Raw genomic sequence first — 20,509 nt, 5'->3', positions numbered from 1 at the left:
GTGCCCGCTTCCAGTGCTGCTGAATAGTTGTAATTGTACAATCTGCAAGCCCACTGTTTTGATTTAGCACCGAAAATGCCAATAGCGGCGAGTGTATTCGTCGCTATACCACTGATCGAGCGAGAGGATTTCGACGAGACTGCTCTGTTGAATCCGCAGAAGGCAACGGGATAGCGTCGCTCTGAAGGTGGAAGCGAAGCGGAAGAGCCGAATGTGTCCAAACTCCTCTTCCGCTTCGTTAAGCAAGCCGTGTCGCTGGCTCAAAAGCGCTGTGCCGCCAGTCCAACGGCGGTGAGTGATCCGACTGGCCACGGATTTCCAGGCTGGAAGCATGTGACGCTCCACGTTTTGCGAGTTCACATGGATGCGACGTACCGCGAGATCGTGGATTGGGCGAGTGAGATGGATCGCGTTCGTGGGCTGTTACAGCTCGCTCGAACGGCATCTCCCGCACCCTCAACGCTGTACCGGTCGTTTGAGAGGGTGCCCATGTCGATATGGCGCGGCTTCCTTCGAGAGTCCGCGACCATCTGCGATCCGGGCTCGCACAGAGCCGTCGATGCCACGTTCTTCGACCGAGAAACGGCATCGAAACACTACCAACACCGCTCGGATCGCCACATACGCACGCCCAAAACGACGGCACTCGTCGAGACAGACTCGTGTGCCATCCTCGATCTTCACTGCTCGGCACACTGGCCGCACGACACACAAACTGGCCGTCGAGTCGCCCTTCGTAACACCGAGGAAATCGAGAGTCTCGCCGGCGACAAAGGCTATGACGACCAATCTCTCCGGGACGCCCTCCGATCAGAGGGCGTCCGGCCCCTGCTGCGGCACCGGCTGTTCGCTGCGTACGATCACGCGCACAACGCACGGTTGGACAGCGAGTTATACGGCCAGCGCTGGATGGCCGAGACTGCCTTTTCGGCCATCAAGCGTCGGTTCGGCCCCGCTGTCCACCCTCGCGCGTGGTACCGCGAGTTCCGCGAACTCGTGTTGACCGCCACAGTCTACAACCTCGAACAGGCTCTCAAACAGTGACCCCGATGCCGTCATCGGATTCAAAAAAGCAGTACTGTACAAATTCCCGAGAGTCCGGCCACCACCCACAACTGGTCGATGTAGGCAAAGTTCGATAGAACAGTCGTATTGAGAACGCTCGGGTCCGCTGGAATATCGGCAGTCGTCATTGCGAGTCCGATAGCCCGTCACCAGCAGGCTCATCACCGAATTCGAGTTCCGTCGCCGCCTCCGCTTCGTAGGCCGCATCCTCCTCACCTGCGAGCCCGAGCCGAAGTTCCACACCGTGTTCACGGAGGATGTCGCGCATCGTCCAGCGATCGACATCAGCGAGTCTGGCTGCGTCACCGAGAGTGATCCGCTCGCGTTCATAGAGAGCGACCGCAGCTGCTATCCGCTCGTTTTCGTGGTCCTCGAAGTACTCACGCACGAATTCACGCAACGCATCACTCTTGCCTCCAAACACGCCAGCCTCAACCGCACCCTCGATGAGGAGATCGAGATCGTCTGGATAGGAGCCGGTGATTCGAGCCATCGTTCTATCTCAGGCTACGGCTTCATACTATTTATGAACTGCGCCGGAATGCCATATACATTGAGACGACCAGTCTCAACTTCTGCGGACCGCGGCGTTCGCGGTGCTCTCCGTATCCCGGCGCCGTCGCGCTATGCGGCCTCGTCCACGACGACATTTTATCAAGCACGTGTCCGTTCGTGGCGTATGGGAATCACAACCGTAGCGTCGCTCCGCGCTTCGATCAGATGACCCTCGAGGCGCAGTGGAACCACAGGCTCGCCGGATCCGTGGCAGACGTCCGATACTGTTCCTGCGGTCTCGTGTGCGTGATCGAGTCGTCTGGGTCGGGGAACCCGACCGCCAGGATATTTGCCGTCGATACCGGCACAGAACGCGGGAACCTCGTACTCGACGGAGAGTTCCGCAGTGCGAGCTACCGCGAGTCACCGGGACTGCTCTTCGTCACGACCCGGAACGGTCGGGTGTACGCGATAGCGCCCGAGACCGGAGAGACGCGCTGGACCGCGGCCGGTTCGCGGGTCGCGGCCGCGACCGACGACGTCGTCTACGCGTTCGACGGCGCGACCCTGCGAGCGATCCGGGTCAGCGACGGGACTCGCGAGTGGTCCAGCGCGCTGCCCGGCCCGGTCACTCGCGTGTCCGAACTCGACGACGCCGGCGACCGACTCGGCGTCACCGTTGGCAAACCCCGCGACTACACGCTCGTGGGCGTCGACGCGGCGACGGGCGCGGAACGCTTCCGTCACCGCGCGAGCGACGTGAGCGGCTACCACATCGACGGCGAGGCGATCCTCGCGATCGTCGCGGACGACCACTTCACGGAGAGCGTCCGTCGGATCGACGGGCGAACGGGCGCGGAGCGGTGGGCCTACGCGGTCGACGACCCAGTCCGGATCGACGAGTCGAACATCGAGGTGTCTGACGAGGCGATCCACGTGTACGCCGGCGAAGACGCCGGCGTTACCGCGTTGAACCCGGCGACCGGACGCCCGACGGGTACGCTGGGTGACTCCGGCAACGCAGTCTCCTGCGGCCCGATGCTCTTTTCAGCACCGGCCGACGGTGAACCGGGGGAACTCGACGCGGTCGATCCCGAGACCGGGGAGCGCTCGTGGCGGCTGACGGCGGACGGCGAACTGACCGGAGCGGCGTTCGACGGCGAGTCGGGCGACTTCTTTTTCGCCGACTTCGGCGACGAGGCGGGGAGCGTGTACAGGGTCGACGGCGCCGCGGGAACGGTCCGGTGGCGGTGTCCGATCGGCGGGAACGTGAATTCGCTCCGCGTCGACGCAGACCCGCTCGTCGCCGCGAACTCGCTTCACCCGATGATGCGAGACATGTTCGCCGCCGAGGGCACCGCCGACGATAGCGTGTACGCGATCGATCGCCGGGACGGCCGAGCCGAGTGGAGCTTCTCCGCCGAGGGGCTCGTCGTCAGCGGTGCGACCGCCCGGTTCGTGGTCGTGAGCGGCGAGGGGTCGCTCTACGTGCTCCGGCGTGCCGACGGGAGCGTGGCGCTGGAGCCCGACTACGACAGGTACGAACTCGACGGTGAGACCCTGTTCGTGGTGCGGGGAGCGACGGTGACCGCGTATCCGCTGACGGACTCCCCTCCCGAGCCGCCGACCGACGCTGAGGGCGGCGGCCCACTGCCTGCCGACGACGCCGACCGAGGCGATACTCGACCGCTTCCGTCGGACGGCGGGAAGGACGGATCGACGGACGGAGAGTCGCTCCCGGCACCCGACGACGATCCGGCGGAATCCGCGAAACGTGAGGACACAACTGTTTCGTTCTGTCCCGAGTGCGGCGTCGACCTCGACTCCGAGGCCGACGCGAACTTCTGTATGGCCTGTGGGGCGAAACTCCCCGAGTGACGGGGACGGCCGTCGTCGGACGCGAGCGCAACCGCTTTCGGCCCGCCACTCCGACACGGGGACATGACCGCGCCCGCCGTCGACTGGCGGCTCATCCGCGAGGAGGCCAGGCCCGGCCCGCTCCAGATGGCGTTAGACGAGGTCGCCGCGGAGACCGCCGCGGCCGGGGGACCGGCGACCGTCCGCACGTACCGCTGGGAGCCGAGCTGTCTCACCCTCGGCCGGCACCAGGCGCCGGAGACGGTCGACTGGGCGTTCTGCGAGCGCGAGGGGATCGACGTCACGCGGCGGCAGACCGGCGGCGGCGGGATCTACCACGACGCTCGCGGCGACATCGCGTACTCGATCGCGGTTCCCGCGGAGACCGTGCCGGGCGAACTGCTCGACTGCTATCACCTGCTGTGTGAGCCGGTCCTCGACGCGTTCGACCGACTCGGGCTCGACGCCGACTACGTCGACGAGCCGCTGCCGGAGCTGTACCGCCCCGCCTGTTACCTCCGGGAGCTCCACCCGGCGCACGACGTGGTGGCCTCCGGGCCGGAAGACGACCGGTCCCGCAAGATCGCCGGCAACGCGCAGTACCGCAAGCGAGAGGCGGTGATCCAGCACGGGTCGCTGACGTTCGCGGTCGACGCGGGGCGACACCTCGGCGTCTTCGACGACCCGCCGGTGACCTCCGAGGCGTTCCGCGAGCGCGTCGTCGGGATGAACGAGTTGGTCGACGTCGACCGCGCGGACGCGGTCTCGGCGATCGAGGCAGCGCTTGCCGACTGGGCGAGCGCGGCGCCCGAGGCGACCGTCGACATGAACGGGTCGTGGACGGACGCGGAGCTGGAGCGAGCCGCGGAGCTCGTCGAGGAGAAGTACCGCGACGAGGAGTGGATCCGAACGCGACCCGGGAGCGGGGGGGCATAGACGGCTTCGGGGGGTATCGTGGGGTGTCCGCCCGGTTCCGAAGGGGCTTTTTTGACCGCCCCACAGTGTCCGGTATGAGTCTCAAGGTCGGCGCGCACGTCTCCATCGCCGGCGGCGTGGACAACGCCGTCGCGAACCAGGTCGAGGTCGGCGGCAACTGCGGACAGATATTCACCCACTCGCCGCAGGTGTGGCAGGACCCGGACATCGACGACGAGGAGGCCGAGCGGTTCCGCGAGGGCACCGAACGCGACATGGAGGGGCCGTGGGTGATCCACACCTCCTACCTCGTGAACCTCTGTACGCCGAAGGAGGGACTCCGCGAGAAGTCGCTCGACTCGATGCAAGCTGAGGTCGACGCGGCCGACAAGCTGGGAATCCCGTACGTCAACGTCCACCTCGGCGCGCACACGGGCGCCGGCGTGGAGGGCGGCCTCGACAACGCCGCGTCGGTGATCGACGACCTCGACGTTCCCGACGGGGTCACGATCCTGATCGAGAGCGACGCGGGCGCGGGGACGAAGCTCGGCGGCGAGTTCGAACACCTCGCCGGGATCATCGACCGCACGGAGACGGACATCGACGTCTGCGTCGATACCGCCCACGCGTTCGCGGCGGGCTACGACCTCTCGACGCCCGAGGCGGTCGACGAGACGGTCGCGGAGTTCGACGACGTGGTCGGCTTAGAGCACCTGAAGTACGTTCACCTCAACGACTCGAAACACGAGTGCGGCACCAACAAGGACGAACACGCCCACATCGGCGAGGGGCACATCGGCGAGGCGGGGATGGAGCGGTTCCTCAACCACCCCGACCTGGCGGACGCGCCGCTCGCCTTAGAGACGCCGACCGAGGACGGGAAGAGCTTCGCGTGGAACATCGACCGGGTGCGCGAGCTCCGCCGCGACTGAGGCGTCCCCGTCCCCGCCGCCGAGTCGCCGTTCTCCCCGAAGACGCCGTCCGTCCGACGCGGATTTAAGTAACCCCGCGAGCGATCCGCGGACATGCCCACCACGGAGGCGTTGCTGTTCGGACGCCGCCGCGTTCGCGCGGTCGGGCTGGTGGTCGGGTTCGCCGGCGCCGTGACGCTCGCGCTCGTCGCCGCGTTCGCCGCCGAGTCGGCGGACGTGACGGCGGCGAGCGCCCTGACCGACCGGCTCCTGCCGCTGCTGGTGTTCTACGCTCCCGGGCCGCTGGCGGCCGCCGGGGCGTACGCGCGCTGCGGGGGACCGGCGTGTCTGGCCGTCGGCGTCGTCCCGGCGGTCGTCCTCGGGGGGTTCGTCCTCCTCGGGACGGTCGTCGGGGTCCCGGGCGTCAACGGCGGGAACCCGGCGATCGGCGACGTGACGGTGAGCTTCGCCGCGATCGGACTGAGCAGCGCGTTCGTCGGCTACTGCGCCGGCGTGACCGGCGTCCTCGGCGCCGACCTCCTCGGGTTCGGGAGCGACGACGGCGACGGGGAGGGCGGCGACGAGGACGACGGGAAGAGCCGCGAGGACGAGTGAGGAACGCGCGGGAGGACCGAGCCGCGACCGATCTCCGGACGTTTATTTTCGCTCGCGACGAAGCGGGGCCGTGCGACGCTTCTCCGCCGAATACCTCGAACACACCCGTCGCGGGATGTGGAACGACGGCCGTGATGCCCTCGTCGACCTGGACCTCTCGAGCCGCGAGCGCGTCCTCGACGTCGGCTGCGGAACGGGCGAGCTGACGAGGGTGTTGGCCGCGGAGGCGGACGCGACCGGGGCGGACGGGGCGGACGGGACGGCGGTGGACGCGGAGGCGGACGGGGCGGACGCGGACGGGGCGAGGACGGAGACCGACGCGACCGTGACCGGCGTCGACGCCGACCCGGAACTTCTCTCGGTCGCTCGCGAGGAGGAACTGAAGCCGGAAGCGAGCGGCCGTATCGACTACGTCGCGGGCGACGCGACCCGGCTCCCGGTGGGTGACGACGCGGTCGACCTCTCGGTCTGTCAGGCCCTCCTGATCAACCTCCCGGACCCGGCCGCCGCGGTCCGGGAACTCGCCCGCGTCTCCTCGGACCTCGTCGCCGCCGTCGAGCCGGACAACGCCGACGTGCGGGTGGCCTCGACGGTCGACGCCGAGGAGCGGCTGGAGCGCGAGGCCCGGGAGGCGTACGTCGACGGGGTGGAGACGGACGTCGCGCTCGGCGACCGCGTGCGGGAGGCGTTCGACGCGGCCGGGCTGGTCGACGTGCGAACGCGGCGCTACGTCCACGAGAAGCGGACCGAGCCGCCGTACGCCGAGGCCGCGCTGCGGTCTGCGGCGCGGAAGGCCTCCGGCGCGGGGCTCGCGGACCACCGCAAGGAGTTAATCGCCGCGACCTCCGAGGCGGCCTACGACGACCTCCGCGGGCGCTGGCGCGAGATGGGTCGGGAGGTCGTCGACGCCATCGGCGCCGAGGCGTACGAGCGCGTCGAGTACGTCCCCTTCGACGTGACCGTGGGACGAGTGGAGTGATGAAAGGGGCGTGAACCGAGGCGATCAGCTGGTCTTTTATAAGTCTCAATCGGTCGGTTCTGTTACCCAGTTATAGATAACCGACTGCGGATCGAGGGAGAACACCGCCGAAGCCCCAGTCGCGAGGAGTCGATGCGCTCGCTGCGGTCCTCGGCGCTCACTTCGTTCGCGCCTGCGGTCCTTGCGTCGCGCGTCTTCCTCCTCGCGACTGCCCCTTCGAGTCCCACCCCGCACAGCACCTCATGCCTCCCCAGCCTCGTCGGCCGGCCTCCGCTTCGCTCCGGCCGCCCGACTCCCTCGCGTGTGCCGTCTCGCGGGCACGCGCCGCCGCGGTCATTTATAAATAGCGGCGCGACAGGTTCGAGTCAAACCATGTCGCCGCGCACGGACGCACCCTCCTGCTCGGCGCGCTGTTGTTTGAGCACGTCCGCGGCCGCGTTCGCGGCGTCCTCGTCGGCGCCGAGCATCCCGAGCGCGGCGGGCAGCGTCGGCATCGCGAGCGAGGCCTCGCGGAGGCGGTCGAACGCCTCGTCGTCGCGCTCGCCGTCGACCCACAGGCAGACCCCGCGCGGGTCGAGCACCTCCTCGTAGGCGTCGCGGGCGAGCGCCCCCGTCAGGCGCTGGCGGACGTTGTCCTCGAACCCGGCGTTACACACCTCCAGGTGGATCGGCTCGTGGTCCTCCACCAGCTCGGCCGCGAGACACTTCTCGGGCGCCGCGTACCCGTTGTCGCTCGTGCGCACGCGGTCCGGGTTCGCCTCGGCCCACGCGGCGTCGACCGTGGTGCCGACGCCTTTCACCCCGTACTCGGCCTCGAACGCGGCGGCCGCGTCGGCGTCGCCGCCCATGATCACGTCCTTCGTGAGGTAGACGTCGAGGCGGTCGACCGGGTCGAGGCCGAGCGCGACGTCCCCGAACGCCCACACCTCGCGGACGGGCACCGGCATCGGCTCGTCCGCGACGCGGTCGACGAGCGACTCCAAGCGATCGACGGCCCGTTCGCGTTCCATTAGCGGCGAGTAGACGGCGGGCGGGCAAACCGGTTACGGAGAATCGAGGAGAAGGCCTCGCGCTTTAGCGCGGGGAGGATGTCAAGCTCGGGCGGGCGGCGTCCGGGAGCGGCCCGTCACCTACAGGATGAACGACCGGAGGCCGTTGAGCGATCGCGCGTTGAGCACGGTCGACGTCTCGGCCCAGCCCCGCCGCGCGGTGTGGATCCCGTACCGGGCGTTGTCGAGTTCGCGGGGCGCGTGCGCGTCGGTGTCGATCGCGATCGTCGCCCCCGCCTCGATCGCGGCCCGAACGAACTCGCCGTCGGCGTCGAGTCGAGCGGGGTTCGCGTTCACCTCGACGGCGGTCCCGTTCGCGGCGGCCGCCTCGGCGACCGCCCCGACGTCCGGATCGAGCCCCGGCCGCTCGTTGATGAGGCGGCCGGTCGGATGACCGAGGATATCGACGTGCGGGTGTTCAACCGCCCGTATCAGGCGCTCGGTGGCCGCCTCGCCGTCCTGCCCGAGCGCGGCGTGCGGCGACGCGACGACGATGTCGAGGGCGGCGAGGACCTCGTCGTCGGTCGAGAGGCCGCCGTCGGCGTCGATGTTGGCCTCTATCCCGTGGAGGATCGGGATCTCGACCTCCTCGGCCGCCTCGGCGATCGCCGCGGCCTGTTCCTCGAGGTCGGACTCGTCGAGGCCGACCCCGCCGACCATCCCCGGCCCGGTCGCGTGGTCGGTGACAACGTGGTAGTCGTAGCCGCGCTCCGCGGCCGCCGCCGCCATCTCCGCGATCGAGAAGCCGCCGTCGGACCAGTCGGTGTGGGTGTGGAGGTCGCCGCGGAGGTCGCCCGGCTCGACGAGGAACGGGAGCCGCCCCTCGGCGGCCGCCTCGACCTCGCCGCGGTCCTCGCGCAGCTCCGGCGGGACCGGGTCCATGTCGAGCGCGCGGTAGACCTCGGCCTCCTCGGCGCCCGCGACGCGCTCGCCGGCCCGCGTCGAGTCGGCGTCTTCGGCGTCGCCGTCCGCCGCGTCGTCGACTCCCTCGCCGTCGACGTCGCTCACGTCGAAGAGCCCGTACTCGTTCAGCTTGAGGTCGCGGTCGATCGCTCGGTTGCGCACGGCGACGTTGTGCGCCCGCGACCCGGTGAAGTACTGGAGCGCGGCGCCGAACTCGTCGGGGTCGACGACCCGAAGGTCGACGCGGGTGCCGTCCGCGCGCACGCTCGCCTTCCCGGTGCCCGCCTCGATCGTCGCGTCCGCGGCGTCCCAGTCGGTGAACGCCTCGACGATCGGCTCGCGCTCCTCGCTGGCCACGAGCAGGTCGACGTCACCGATCGTCGGCTTCCACCGCCGGATCGACCCGCACACCTCGACGGACTCGACGGAGTCGAGGGCGGTGAGGGACGCGAGCGCGTCGTCCGCGAGCGGCCGGGCGTCGCCGAGGCGGGTGCGCTCGCGGGCCTCTCGGGCGAACGGGACGTTGTCGAGGATGTTCTGTTCGGTCTTCGCGCCGAAGCCGGACACCTCTTGAATCTTGCCCGCCTCCGCGGCGGCCTCCAGCTCGTCGAGGTCCGAGATACCGAGCGCGTCGTACAGGGAGCCGACCGTCTTCGGACCGACGCCCTCGACCGCGGTCAGCCCGGCCATGTCGACCGGGAGCTCTTCGCGGAGCTCGGTCAGTTCCTCGATCGCCCCGGTCTCGACGTACTCGACGATCTTCGCGGCGATGGCGTCGCCGACGCGGTCGATCTCGGCGACCGCGTCCTCGCCGTCGGCCGCGAGCCCCTCGATCGGCGCGGGGTGGTCGCGGACGTTCTCGGCCGCCCGTCGGTAGGCGGTCGGCTTGTACTCGACGCCCGTCGCCTCGAGGAGGTCAGCGAACTCCTCCAGTCGGGTCGCGACCTCGTCGTTACGGCTCATTGTCGACGGTTCGGCGGCGTCCCACTTATGTCGACGGGGACGGAAGCGGATCGCGTGTCAGCGGACGACGACGCGGACGACCGCGGCGACCGCAACGTGCTCGGCGGCGAGCTGGCCCCCTGCGGCCGCGACCCGACGACCGGCTACCTCCGAGACGGCCACTGCCGCGACGTGGACGGCGACGTCGGAGAGCACACGCTCTGTGCGGTCGTCACGGCCGAGTTCCTGCGATACAGCCGCGAGCGGGGCAACGACCTGATCACGCCTCGTCCCGAGTTCGACTTCCCCGGGCTGGAGCCGGGCGACCGCTGGTGCCTCTGCGTCGGTCGCTGGCTGGAGGCGGCAGAGGACGGCGTCGCCCCGCCCGTCGTCCTCGAGGCCACGGACGAGTCCGTGCTGCGCGCGGTCGACCCCGACCGCCTCCGCGACCGCGAGTTCGACCCGGCGGCGTTCGACCCCGGAACGCTCGACTGAGGAGAGAGCGGACCGCCGTCCGCTCCGGTCAAACCCCGGTGGCTTTTTCGCTCCGGCGCGGGAGCCCGAGACATGACCGAGGCGAGCGACGCGCCGGACGACAGCGTCCGCGAGCGCGCCGACCGGAGCCGCGCCGCGCTGTGGCTCCTGCTCGACGCCGACCGCCGGCTCGTCACGGCGATCATCCTCTCGCTCGTGTTCCTCGGGCTGGTCGCGGTCGGGGCCCTCCTCCCCGGCGCCGCCGAGGCCCTCCGCGGCGGCGACTCCGTCGACACGCTGTTTCAGGGGCTCCTCACGGCCACCATCACGGGCGTCACGCTCGTGCTCACCCTGAACCAGCTCGTGCTCTCGCAGGAGCTCGGCGCCGTGGGCGACCAGCGCGAGCGGATGGACGGCGCGATGGAATTCCGAGAGGACGCGGCGGCGGTCCTCGACGAGCCCGTCAGCCCCGCGGAGCCGGCCGCGTTTCTCAGCGCCCTCGTCGAGGCGGCGAGCGACCACGCGACGACCTTCCGCGAGGCCGTCTCGGGCTCGACCGACGAGGATCTGGTGCGGACGACGGACGACCTGACCGAGGCCGTCGTCGAGAACGCGGAACAGACGGTGGCGAAGCTCGACGGGGGCCGGTTCGGTGCGTTCGAGGTGATCGCGGCCGTCCTCGACTTCAACTACTCGTGGAAGCTGTTCGCCGCCCGACGGCTCCGCGAGCGCCACGGGGAGGCGTTGGACGACGAGGGGGCCGCGGCGCTCGACGACCTGATCGGGTCGCTGCGGCTGTTCGGCCCCGCCCGCGAACACTTCAAGACGCTGTACTTCCAGTGGGCGCTGATCGACCTGTCCCGGCGGATCCTCGCGTCGGCCGTTCCGGCGCTGCTGGTTGCGGCGGCGATGGTCGCCTTCTTCGACGCCGGGCGGTACGGGGGAGCGGTTCTCGGCGTCGAGAGCGTCGTGCTTCTGGTCGCGGCCGCGGTCGCCGCCTCGCTCGTCCCGTTCGCGCTGCTGCTCTCGTATATCCTGCGGATCGCGACGGTGACGAAGCGCACCCTCTCCATCGGCCCGTTCATCCTGCGGGAGACGGACGAAGAGGCGTGAGCGGTGAGAGGGCAAGGGGTCCGCGATCTTTGAGTCGGTCGCTCTCGCGGTCCGCGATTCGGTCGCCTTCGCTCACTCCGTGAGCCAGAGGCCGGCGGCGACGACCGCCGCCAGTCCCATCGAGCCGGCGAGCAGCGCGAACGCCGGACGGAAGCCGACCGCGTCGGCGATGACGCCGACCGCGCCGGGCGCGAGCGCGCCGGCGCCCATGAGGAGCGTGCGAACGACGCCGAGCCCTCCGCCGGCGAGTCGCTCCGGGAGCAGTTCCATCAGGTACGCGCTACGCACGGGCTGGAAGCCGTGCGATCCGAGGCCGAAGGCGGCGACGACGACCGCGGCGGCGACGGCACCGAGGCCGAGTCCCGGGAGCGAGACGAGCGCGACGAGCGCCGTCGCCGCCAGCCCGAGCGCCGCGACCATCACGGGGAAGCGACCGACGCGGTCGGAGAGGTCACCGGTGACCAGCTGGACGAACGTCACCGCGAACACCAGCGAGTACAGGAGGTTCGCGGTCGACGTCGCGAGGTCGGCGGCCTCCGAGAGGTACAGGGGAAGGAATGCGACCAGGCCGTTGTGCGCGAACGAGAACCCGACCGTGACCAGCACGAACGCCGAGAACCGCGGGTTCCGGAACAGTCGGAGATACTCTCGCGCCTCCGGCGAGTCGTCGCCGTCGGCGTCGGTCGGACCGGTCGCCGCGGGCGACCCGGAGAGCCGGACCGCGGTCGCGACCGCGAGCCCGACGGCGAGGACGCCGGTGAGCAGGAACGGCGCGCGCCAGTCGGCGCCGGGGAGCCGCGCGAGGACGGCCGCGAGCGCGGGCGGCGCCGAGAGGACGGCGACGACGACGGCGGGCGCGGCGACCCCGCCCATCGCGCCCAGCGTGTCGTGCGCGCCGAGCATCCGCCCGGTCCGCGCGGGGTAGACGCGGGCGATCAGCCGCACCGAGACCGTCTTGTGGACCCCCGTCCCCGCGCCGATGACGACCATCGCGGCGACGAGCGCGGCGAACGGGGCGTTGAAGACGATCGCGAGCGACCCCGCGCCGGCGACGAGCGCGCCCGCGACGATCACCCGAACCGGCCCGAGCCGGTCCGCGACCGCGCCGCTCGGGAACTGGAGGAGGGCGTACACGAGCATGAAGCCGGTGAACGCGGTCCCGACGGTGGCGTTGCTCACGCCGTAGGCGCCCTGTATCGACTCGAACAGCGGCGGGAAGAGGTAGCGAACGAACTTCCCCAGGAACCAGACGAGCGAGACGAGGACCAAGGCGTCGTACTCGCCGATCCGGTCCCGGTCCATCGCCAAGCCGTAGCCCGGTCACCCGTATAAAGGGCCTGAAGCGCTCGGCGGCTGCCGGTAAGGATCGATCTGTCATCTCGATTCCCGCGGTGGCGCGTGCCTGCGAGCGGCCGCCCTCGGCGGCCGCGAGTCAGCACGCGCGAGGGAGTCGCTGGCTCCCGAAGCGAAGCGGAGGGTGCCAGCGACGAGGCTGGGGAGGTGTGAGGTGCCGTGCGGTCGCGGGCGGGGAGGGACTCAAAGGGGCAGCCGCGAGGGCGGCGCAGGCGACGTAAGCACCACAGCGAGTGAGCGGAGCGAACGAGCGAGGAGCGCAGCGAGCGTGTGCCGCCCTCGCGGCTGGGGCTTTGGAGGTGTTCCCCGTCGATCCGCAGTCAACTATTTATAAATAAACAGCTGGCTTTGGAGACGTTCTCCGTCGGTCCGCAATCAGCTATTTGGCTCTGTTGAAATCCTATTCTACAGACACGTTCTCGCCTGAAACAGCTGGTCGCTGAAGAGTGCGGGTTGAATATCGGGAGTTCTACCAATTCAGGGAGACATTCGGATCGTCGTGCGAGATACAGCGCGCGAGTCGAGCACACAGACGACTATCTCGACCAGAGCGGAACAGCACACCGATGAACCCTCGCTGGACGACCACGCGGCAGCTCCAGTCCAATGCCGAGACAGCGAGGAAACCGATGAGTCTGATGAGAAGACAGGCCCACGACGCGCCCTTCGTCTTCGATAACTTGGGTCGGTTCTGCTCTCACGCACACGAAAACGACTGGCCCCCTGACCGAAGTCCTGCTCGGACCCGGTCCATCGCTCGCTGGCCGAGTTGGAGTTGCGGTCGTTTTCGCCTCTGTAGCTGAAGTCGGTATACAACGCCGCCTCGGGGAGCACAAACTGCGTGCTCCGGTGTTCCCCGTACGGCTCATACCCATATATAATATATTTTGTTCACATATATAGATTGAAACTTCTGGCACGAGCAACAAGAATTGGTATGGCAGAAACCGCATCCGTCCGCGTTGGTCACTGTTGTCCGGACGCACCGAACGTCGATGTCCACGTCGACGGCGAAATCGCCTTCGAAGACGTGCCATTCGAAACCATCAGCGAGTACGCCGAGCTGCCAGCTGAAAGCCACGAGATCGCTGTCACGCCGCATGGCGACGACGAGGCAGTCCTCGATCTGACAGTCGAACTTGAGGCAGACCGCGCGTACTCGGCGCTTGCGACTGGTATGCTCGCTGAAGCCGAGTGTACAGTACTTTCCGACGCCCCCGGTGATGTCGAAGCCGACCAAACTCACGTCCGGTTTGTTCATGCCTCACCGGACGCTCCCGCCGTCGACGTGCGAGTCGCTAACGGTGGTCCGACCCTGTGTGAAAATATCGAATTCCGAAGCGCCAGCGAGTACGTTCCTGTTGACGCTGGCTCCTACGATCTTGAGGTCCTCCCGCACGGAAGCGACGACATCGCGCTCTCGCTGCCTGACACCGAACTTGACGGCGGCGCCGCAGTCTCAGCAATCGCGGTTGGGCAGGCAGGTGACGACTCGCTCGGCGCAGTGTTCGCGGACGACACCCAGTAGCCTCCCGACCTCGATTTTTCATGCTACTGGTCGCTAGAGCTGGCCGCTTAGTCGGCTTCGCACGATGTCTCCATGCGTTACACACCAATATGAACGAGCAGCGCTCACCGAGTTTGAAATGCCTCGGTACGGCTCCGTTGAAATTCTCAACAAGTGATCTGTTCTCGGTGTCCTGCTGAATACAGCGCGCATGTGTCTCAATCTCACATGGCGTGTAACTGAACAGCAATAATGGCTATTAGAACTGATATGTGGATCGAAATGTATACTTCCGGAACAGGCCGTTGTATTGGTATGAGTGGCAGTCAGGTCGCCTGCGCCGGAGTGAGCGATGGACGGTAGCCGTGACCGCGGCGTTACGACCGTCGTTGCCACGATTCTCATGGTCGCCATCGTGGTGATACTCGCTGCTACCATCGGCGTCGTCGTTCTTGACTTCGAGAGCGAGCTCCCAGAGCCCCAAGAGCTGCGCGGGTTCGGCGACGCGGAGGTGACGCTCGGGCCCGAACACCGATCGTGGGGCGGGTGGAACAATGGTAACAGCAATCCCCCCCGCGGAGACATTGACGTCGTTCGAGTGCCCTACGTCGCAGGGCCGACCTTCCAAGGCGACGAGATCGGTTCGATACTGGTCAGCTGGGAGGGTAGCGACGGCGAGGGCGGTCAGGTTCGGTTCCTGAACCCCAACCGCTTCGACGCGGACACCGGTCAGACGTTCCACGACGGCGATGTCGGGGAGTTCTGTACCGGCGATTTCGGCGTCGGTGAGACACTGACAATCCGGATGGCTCACAACCGGTACCAACAGGGGGGAACCGGTACCGACGTGTCAGACATTGGTGAGCAATATGTCGAGTCGAACCAGAATGACATCGCTCGCGGCGGCGACGAACCCTTCTTTCGCGTCGAAAACAGGTATCCGATCGATTTCAGCGGCGACCGCCCGATGGAGCCGGGAGACTCGGTTGAGATCCTTTTTATCGGCGTCAACGACAAACAGCCCATCGCCAGAACGACCGCAGTCGCGGCCGCGGCGACCGGCGACCCTACGGAACGGGACAAGCCGGAGTGTCGCTGAAACCCGTCGACCGTCGCGAAACTACATACATATCGCTACAGAGTCTATCTTAGCCCTGACGTGACGTTCTCCCCAGAGCGAACGGCGGAACCTCCCGGGCCGTAGGTGGGATATTTATTGATTTCCGAGGCTCTGTCGAAATACATAATTTTTGATATTTTTTGAGTCGTGCTGAACACAGAGCCCATATATTCCACCTACGGTGTGAACGTTTTTTTAACAATAACAGCGCTCGAAGGAGTATGAACAATTAGAACCGTAAGTTCGTCAGCATCAGGATTACTACCTACTGGCGGTTCACGAAAATCGGCTCCTCCCACGTTTATTTCAAATTGGATTGTGTCACCAACGCCCCACGTGTTTGGATCGTTACTCTCAATTTCTTTATTGAAATACAATATTATGTTCTCAGGATCTTTCTCCTCATCAAACTCGGGGAGGTTAACCAGTCGTGCTTCAGTATCCACATCGGGGCCAGATGCCCGAACGACAATTTCCAATTCTTCAGCGGGAACGCCCTCTCCAGATATGTGCGTAATACGTACACGCTGGGCATCCGCCCCTGGCTCAAACTCTCCACTCGTCTGGCCAACGGTTGGCGCAGGCTCGTTTAGATTCTCTGTAGCACCAAACAAAAACACGGCTCTGGTGAATCGCTGTAAGACGGCGGGATAGGTCGTCACATCAAAGGAAGTGAAGCGGAAAATCGGCGATGCCTATGTCGAATATCTCCCGCTTCACGAGCAAGGCGGTCACGTAGCTAAAAATGCTGTTGGTGGCCGAGGCGAAGCCGCCGCCCCCGAAGGGGGTGTGGGGGCTTCGCCGACTACGCCGTCGTTTCTCTCCACTGTCTCCGGATTTACCTAGAGAAATCCTACCGCGAGGCGCTTGATCTCTTGAGCGAGATGCCACAAATAGTGGCCGAGATCGGTTTCGAAACGTCCGATCTCCCGCATCACTCGACGCTAGTCAAGGCGTTTGACACATTAAAGATGAAGATCTGGCGAGTGCTGCTGCGCCTCTCGGCGCAGTTGCACGACACCGCTGATCACACCGCGATGGACGCGACGTTCTTCGACCGCGAAACCGCCAGCAAGCACTACTGCCGCCGGACGAACTACCGCGTTCAAACGCTGAAAACGATCGCGCTTGTCGATACAAAAACACAAGCTGTACTTGACGTTCACTGTACGACCGAGAAACGTCACGACACGCAGATCGGCTGGCAACTCGCCTGCCGCAACGCGGGCGAGATTGCCAGCCTCGCGGCCGACAAAGGGTACGATTGGCAGCGATTACGCGAGAAATTGCGCGAAGAAGGCGTGAGACCGCTGATCAAACACCGTGAGTTCCGACCCGTCGATTGCGCGCATAACGCGCGAATCGACGAGTCTCTATACGGCCAGAGGGCGCTGTTTGAAACCGTCTTCTCAACGATCAAGCGGACGCTCGGCCACGCGGTGCGTGCCCGATCGTGGTACCGCGAATTTCGTGAAATTGTTCTGATGTGTGCGGTCTACAACATCAAGCGAGCCGTGAAACCGTGAAATCAAACGCCTTCTAGCGATTTTTCTCGATTCACTCCTGATCTGAGAATCGGCCCGGAAACGCGCCTCAGACCTGACGCACGCCGAGTTCAGCCTGCACCCTCGCCGTCGAGCAGTCTCGCGGCCGACTCGACGTCGCCGAAGTACCCCAGCGTGTGGCTCTCGCCGCCCGCGGTGGTGATCTTGACCGTGTCGTACCACTCGGGTAGTACCCCGGCGAAGAGGTCGGAAGACGGGGTAACTTCGGTGATCTCGGCGCGGCGAACCGACCACTGCGTCGCGCCCGTCAACTCGTTGTGGGCCACGACTGCGTCCGGGTAGACATGATAGACCACGTGTGCGCTGACCACCCACCCGACGACGAGTTCGACGAGGACCCGGACGCCGACGACGACCGCGACGCCGACCGCGGCGCCGACGACGGGGCCGGACGGCGTGGTGAGCACTCCACCGCCGACGAGCAGTCCGACCAACCCACCCACCAGAACGGGGAACAGCATCACTCCCAGCACGGAGACGAGGACACCGCCGATCACCGAGGCGACGAGCGTGCCGCGGCGGTCGCTCTCGAACGACGCGACCGGCTCGCCGTCGGGCGCCTCGACCGACCGTTCGCCCCCGACGGTCTCGTCGCTGAACACGGCCGACTCGACCCACCCCGGGTGGCGGAGTTCGACGAGGTCGTAGGCAACCCGCACGGCGACGACTGCTAACCCCAGGCCGAGGCGGCCGACGCCCGTGGCCGCCGCGCCCTCTAGCGCGAGCGGGGCGACGACCGCGAGGACGACCACGAGTACCAGGTACCGCCGAGTACTGCCGCCGGTGGCGGCCGTCGACTCGTACGTCTCCGTCCGGAGCCAGTCAACAAATCGGACCGCTTGGCCGACCACAACGGCGAGGACCGCCAGCCAGAGAGTCTGTGGTGGCGCGAACGTCGTGACGACCGGCGCGACCGCACCGGTCAAGAGGAGTCCGGCGAGCGGCCAGAAGGCCGCGATCGGAATCACCGCTAGGACAACGTACGGGACGTTCCGCGGGTACACCGGGGGGAGCCAACTCGCCAAGCGGACGCCGCCGCGGACGTCCGCGAGCGCCGCGAGCGGGAACGGCATCCTCGTGCCGCACGGTCTGTACGCCTCCGAGGGCGGGAGCTCAGCAAACAGGGATTGGAGGACGCCCCGACCGGCCGCGATACCCGCTTCGACCCAGTAGACGAACAGCAAGAGCTGTGGGTCCCACTCGAAGCGGAGGACACCCGCGACCAACACCGCGGCAACTAGCGCCATCCGATACCACCTCCAATTCACGGTGAAATAACCTCTCTACGTGAGTAAAATGATTGTCTCCTTCGCCGGATGTTCGCTCGCGCTCGGGATGTGGAATCAACAGTGACTGCTCTGATAAATCGCCATATAGCGGTTGATTTCACGGTATCACAACACGTTTGATGTTGTGAATGACACATTTCACGACGAGTTCACGAACATTATGAGACCACGTTCGCGCTCGCACGGCATCGCCGATTTTCGCTTCATTTTCCAAGTTCTCACGGTTGAAGCCGACGCCGCTTAGTGATTCACCAGAGCCAAAAACACGGAAATCGTTGTAGCTAAAACTACCACAATTGCGACCACGAGAATAGTCGAGACAACAGGAGTGACAGCACGATCCCATCGACCCATTATTTTAACCATTCTCTACTGAGTAAAATAGCCTTGGAACTCACTGCTGTACTGATCCTCTGTATCTCGCAAGACGTTCTTGACAGCATTAAGAGTGGTATAGTCCGAATCTGGTCTGTAAGAACCCTGTATTGACCGCAAGCGGGTCAGAATGTGTCACCTGTTGAGAATTTCAACAGAGCCAGCCATTTATAACCGAAGGGCTGGGTGCCTGAAAAAATCCGCCGTCACCCGCGAGAGCAACGGTCGATAACCGATTCGCGGACAGTATCTTATTTAAAACGGCCCTTTCCCGCCGCCCATCATGTCGCCGAGGCCGCCGCCCTCGCCGCCCATCTTCTTCATCATGCGCTGCATGTCGCCCTCGCCCATCCCCTGGAACTGGCCGATCGTCTCCTCCATCATCGAGTGCTGCTCCAAGAGCTGCCGGACCGTCTCCTCGTCGGTGCCGGAGCCGCGGGCGATGCGCTCCGTGCGCGACTGGCCGACGACGCGGGGGTTCTCAAGCTCCTCTTCCGTCATCGAGTCCATGATGCGCTCGAAGCGGCGCATCCGGTCTTGGGTGACGTCCATCGCGTCGTCCGGGAGCTCGTCCATCATCCCGCCGCCGAGCCCGGGGATCATGTCCATCACCTGGTCGAGCGGCCCCATCTTGTTCATCGCGTCCATCTGCCGCTTCATGTCCTTCAGGGTGAACTCCCCCTGAAGCATGTCCTCCGGGTCCCAGTCTTCGTCCTCCTCCTGGGTCTCCTGCATCGCGCGCTCGACGCGCTCGGAGAGCTGCTTCAGGTCGCCCATCCCGAGCAGCCGCGAGATGAACCCCGAGGGCTCGAACCGCTCGATGTCCTGGACCGTCTCGCCGGTGCCGAGGAACGCGATGGAGGAGTCCGTCTCGTTGACCGCCGTCAGCGCGCCCCCGCCCTTGGCGGTCCCGTCGAGCTTGGTGATCATCACGCCCTCGATGCCGATCGACTCCTCGAACTGGCGGGCCTGCTCCTTCGCGCCCTGCCCGATCGCGGCGTCCAGGACGAGCAGCGAGCGGTCGGGGTCGACGACGCCCTCGATCTCCTCGATCTCGTCGATGAGGTCGTCTTCGAGCGCGTGCCGGCCGGCCGTGTCGACGATGTGGACGTCGGCGTCCTCGGTCGCTTCGAGGCCGTCGCGGGCGATCCGGACCGGGTCGTCGCTGTCGGGGTCGCCGTAGAACTCGACCTCGGCGCGCTCGCACATCTGCTTCGCCTGGTCGTACGCGCCCGGGCGGAAGGTGTCGGTCTGGATCACCGCGGGACGGAGCCCCTTCTTCGAGAACCACCAGGCCATCTTCGCCGCGGAGGTGGTCTTCCCCGACCCCTGGAGGCCGGCCAGCAGGATCGTCTGGTTTTCGAGGGGGAGCTCGGTGGAGTCGCCGACCAGCTCGACCATCTCCTCGTAGACGATCTTGAGGACGTGGTCCTTTGCGGTGGTGCCGCCCGGCGGCTCCTCTTCGAGCGCGCGGGACTTGATCGAGTCCGACAGCTCCATGACGAGGGAGACGTCGACGTCGGCCGAGAGGAGGGAGCGCTGGATCTCCTTGACGATCTCCTCGACGTCGCTCTCGGAGAGTCGGGACTTCCCCTGGAGCTTGTCGAGGCTGCTCCGCAGGGACGTGCCGAGGTCGTCGAGTACCATTTGCCGGAGCTAGGCGGGCGACGCGGTAAAGCTTTGTTCGTCGGCGGTGGCGGGATACGTTTCGAGTGTGGGGACGGTGGGGAGTGCTTTCTACACCCTTGTCGCTCGCTTATAGAGATACGACTACGGATCGACGGCGAACGGCTCCAAAGCCCCAGTCGCGAGGACTCGGGGGCCTTGCTTCGCTCCTCGCTCACTCCGTTCGCTGCGGTGCTTGCTGCGGCCGCCTTCGCCCTCGCGACTGCCCCTTTGAGTCCCGCCCGTCCGCACAGCGACCGCACCTCACGCCTCCCCAGCCTCGTCGGGCGCGTCCTTCGGGCTCCCTTCGGTCGCCC

Annotated in this window: 18 protein-coding genes and 2 pseudogenes; 11 read left to right on the top strand and 9 right to left on the bottom strand. The window is 66.4% G+C overall.

Going from position 1 to position 20,509, the window contains the following annotated elements; translation table 11 throughout:
• Window positions 1-213: 213 nt before the first annotated feature.
• Window positions 214-1,044 carry an IS5 family transposase gene (locus EXE42_RS13870; protein ID WP_137706739.1) on the top strand — a complete coding sequence of 277 codons (831 nt, stop codon included), beginning with the start codon at window positions 214-216 and terminating at the stop codon, window positions 1,042-1,044.
• Between the two features lie 32 nt (window positions 1,045-1,076).
• On the opposite strand, the pseudogene EXE42_RS20800 reads toward EXE42_RS13870, so the two are convergent.
• Both EXE42_RS20800 and EXE42_RS13860 read right to left on the bottom strand, forming a co-directional pair.
• Window positions 1,077-1,193 (bottom strand): annotated as a pseudogene (locus EXE42_RS20800) (twitching motility protein PilT); the annotation flags it as partial.
• Window positions 1,190-1,558, bottom strand: a complete 369-nt coding sequence (locus tag EXE42_RS13860) for a UPF0175 family protein (RefSeq protein ID WP_092920992.1) — start codon at window positions 1,556-1,558, stop codon at window positions 1,190-1,192. The gene EXE42_RS13860 and the pseudogene EXE42_RS20800, both read right to left, overlap by 4 nt.
• A gap of 308 nt (window positions 1,559-1,866) precedes the next feature.
• Between EXE42_RS13860 and EXE42_RS13855 the strand changes: the two genes are divergently transcribed.
• The 5 genes from EXE42_RS13855 (at window position 1,867) to EXE42_RS13835 (ending at window position 6,837) form a co-directional block, all read left to right on the top strand.
• Window positions 1,867-3,438 carry a PQQ-binding-like beta-propeller repeat protein gene (locus EXE42_RS13855; RefSeq protein WP_158293710.1) on the top strand — a complete coding sequence of 524 codons (1,572 nt, stop codon included), beginning with the start codon at window positions 1,867-1,869 and terminating at the stop codon, window positions 3,436-3,438.
• Window positions 3,439-3,501: 63 nt separating this feature from the next.
• Window positions 3,502-4,353 carry a biotin/lipoate A/B protein ligase family protein gene (locus tag EXE42_RS13850; protein WP_092920990.1) on the top strand — a complete coding sequence of 284 codons (852 nt, stop codon included), beginning with the start codon at window positions 3,502-3,504 and terminating at the stop codon, window positions 4,351-4,353.
• Window positions 4,354-4,427: 74 nt separating this feature from the next.
• On the top strand, window positions 4,428-5,264 hold the full coding sequence (locus EXE42_RS13845; RefSeq protein ID WP_092920989.1) for a deoxyribonuclease IV: 837 nt from the start codon (window positions 4,428-4,430) through the stop codon (window positions 5,262-5,264).
• Between the two features lie 93 nt (window positions 5,265-5,357).
• Window positions 5,358-5,858, top strand: coding sequence for a hypothetical protein (locus tag EXE42_RS13840; protein ID WP_137706737.1), 501 nt, complete (start codon window positions 5,358-5,360; stop codon window positions 5,856-5,858).
• 70 nt (window positions 5,859-5,928) lie between these two features.
• The gene (locus EXE42_RS13835; RefSeq protein ID WP_137706736.1) at window positions 5,929-6,837 is read left to right on the top strand and encodes a class I SAM-dependent methyltransferase; all 909 of its coding nucleotides are present in this window, start codon (window positions 5,929-5,931) and stop codon (window positions 6,835-6,837) included.
• 365 nt (window positions 6,838-7,202) lie between these two features.
• Here EXE42_RS13835 and EXE42_RS13830 read toward each other — a convergent pair whose 3' ends face one another.
• The gene (locus tag EXE42_RS13830; RefSeq protein ID WP_137694737.1) at window positions 7,203-7,847 is read right to left on the bottom strand and encodes a hypothetical protein; all 645 of its coding nucleotides are present in this window, start codon (window positions 7,845-7,847) and stop codon (window positions 7,203-7,205) included.
• A gap of 120 nt (window positions 7,848-7,967) precedes the next feature.
• Window positions 7,968-9,752 carry a DNA polymerase/3'-5' exonuclease PolX gene (gene polX, locus EXE42_RS13825; RefSeq protein ID WP_137706735.1) on the bottom strand — a complete coding sequence of 595 codons (1,785 nt, stop codon included), beginning with the start codon at window positions 9,750-9,752 and terminating at the stop codon, window positions 7,968-7,970.
• A 27-nt stretch (window positions 9,753-9,779) separates the two neighbouring features.
• Here polX and EXE42_RS13820 point away from each other — a divergent pair, with 27 nt between their 5' ends.
• Both EXE42_RS13820 and EXE42_RS13815 read left to right on the top strand, forming a co-directional pair.
• Window positions 9,780-10,226, top strand: a complete 447-nt coding sequence (locus EXE42_RS13820; protein WP_092920984.1) for a DUF2237 family protein — start codon at window positions 9,780-9,782, stop codon at window positions 10,224-10,226.
• A 72-nt stretch (window positions 10,227-10,298) separates the two neighbouring features.
• Window positions 10,299-11,318, top strand: a complete 1,020-nt coding sequence (locus tag EXE42_RS13815; RefSeq protein WP_092920983.1) for a hypothetical protein — start codon at window positions 10,299-10,301, stop codon at window positions 11,316-11,318.
• A 72-nt stretch (window positions 11,319-11,390) separates the two neighbouring features.
• Here EXE42_RS13815 and EXE42_RS13810 read toward each other — a convergent pair whose 3' ends face one another.
• On the bottom strand, window positions 11,391-12,620 hold the full coding sequence (locus EXE42_RS13810) for an MFS transporter (RefSeq protein WP_137706734.1): 1,230 nt from the start codon (window positions 12,618-12,620) through the stop codon (window positions 11,391-11,393).
• 988 nt (window positions 12,621-13,608) lie between these two features.
• On the opposite strand from EXE42_RS13810, the gene EXE42_RS13805 reads away from it, so the two are divergent.
• Entirely contained in the window at window positions 13,609-14,199 is a 591-nt protein-coding gene (locus tag EXE42_RS13805) for a DUF4397 domain-containing protein (protein WP_092920981.1), read from the top strand.
• A 331-nt stretch (window positions 14,200-14,530) separates the two neighbouring features.
• Entirely contained in the window at window positions 14,531-15,277 is a 747-nt protein-coding gene (locus EXE42_RS13800; protein WP_092920980.1) for an archaellin/type IV pilin N-terminal domain-containing protein, read from the top strand.
• A gap of 197 nt (window positions 15,278-15,474) precedes the next feature.
• Here EXE42_RS13800 and EXE42_RS13795 read toward each other — a convergent pair whose 3' ends face one another.
• Window positions 15,475-15,960: a type IV pilin gene (locus tag EXE42_RS13795; RefSeq protein ID WP_137706733.1), complete on the bottom strand. Its 486-nt coding sequence runs from the start codon at window positions 15,958-15,960 to the stop codon at window positions 15,475-15,477.
• 35 nt (window positions 15,961-15,995) lie between these two features.
• On the opposite strand from EXE42_RS13795, the pseudogene EXE42_RS13790 reads away from it, so the two are divergent.
• Window positions 15,996-16,824: pseudogene (locus EXE42_RS13790) on the top strand (IS5 family transposase).
• Window positions 16,825-16,913: 89 nt separating this feature from the next.
• Here EXE42_RS13790 and EXE42_RS13785 read toward each other — a convergent pair.
• The 3 genes from EXE42_RS13785 to EXE42_RS13770 all read right to left on the bottom strand — a co-directional run bounded on the left by EXE42_RS13785 (window position 16,914) and on the right by EXE42_RS13770 (window position 20,174).
• A complete protein-coding gene (locus EXE42_RS13785) occupies window positions 16,914-18,110 on the bottom strand; it encodes a DUF6498-containing protein (RefSeq protein WP_092920978.1) in 1,197 nt (398 codons plus the stop codon).
• Window positions 18,111-18,392: 282 nt separating this feature from the next.
• Window positions 18,393-18,506, bottom strand: a complete 114-nt coding sequence (locus tag EXE42_RS20795; protein ID WP_137693840.1) for an archaellin/type IV pilin N-terminal domain-containing protein — start codon at window positions 18,504-18,506, stop codon at window positions 18,393-18,395.
• A gap of 276 nt (window positions 18,507-18,782) precedes the next feature.
• A complete protein-coding gene (locus EXE42_RS13770; protein ID WP_092920976.1) occupies window positions 18,783-20,174 on the bottom strand; it encodes a signal recognition particle protein Srp54 in 1,392 nt (463 codons plus the stop codon).
• Window positions 20,175-20,509 lie beyond the last annotated feature (335 nt).

It is taken from the genome of Halorubrum sp. SP3, from assembly GCF_005435195.1.
Classification (GTDB): domain Archaea; phylum Halobacteriota; class Halobacteria; order Halobacteriales; family Haloferacaceae; genus Halorubrum; species Halorubrum sodomense.
This window is presented reverse-complemented; position numbering and strand designations above follow the sequence as displayed.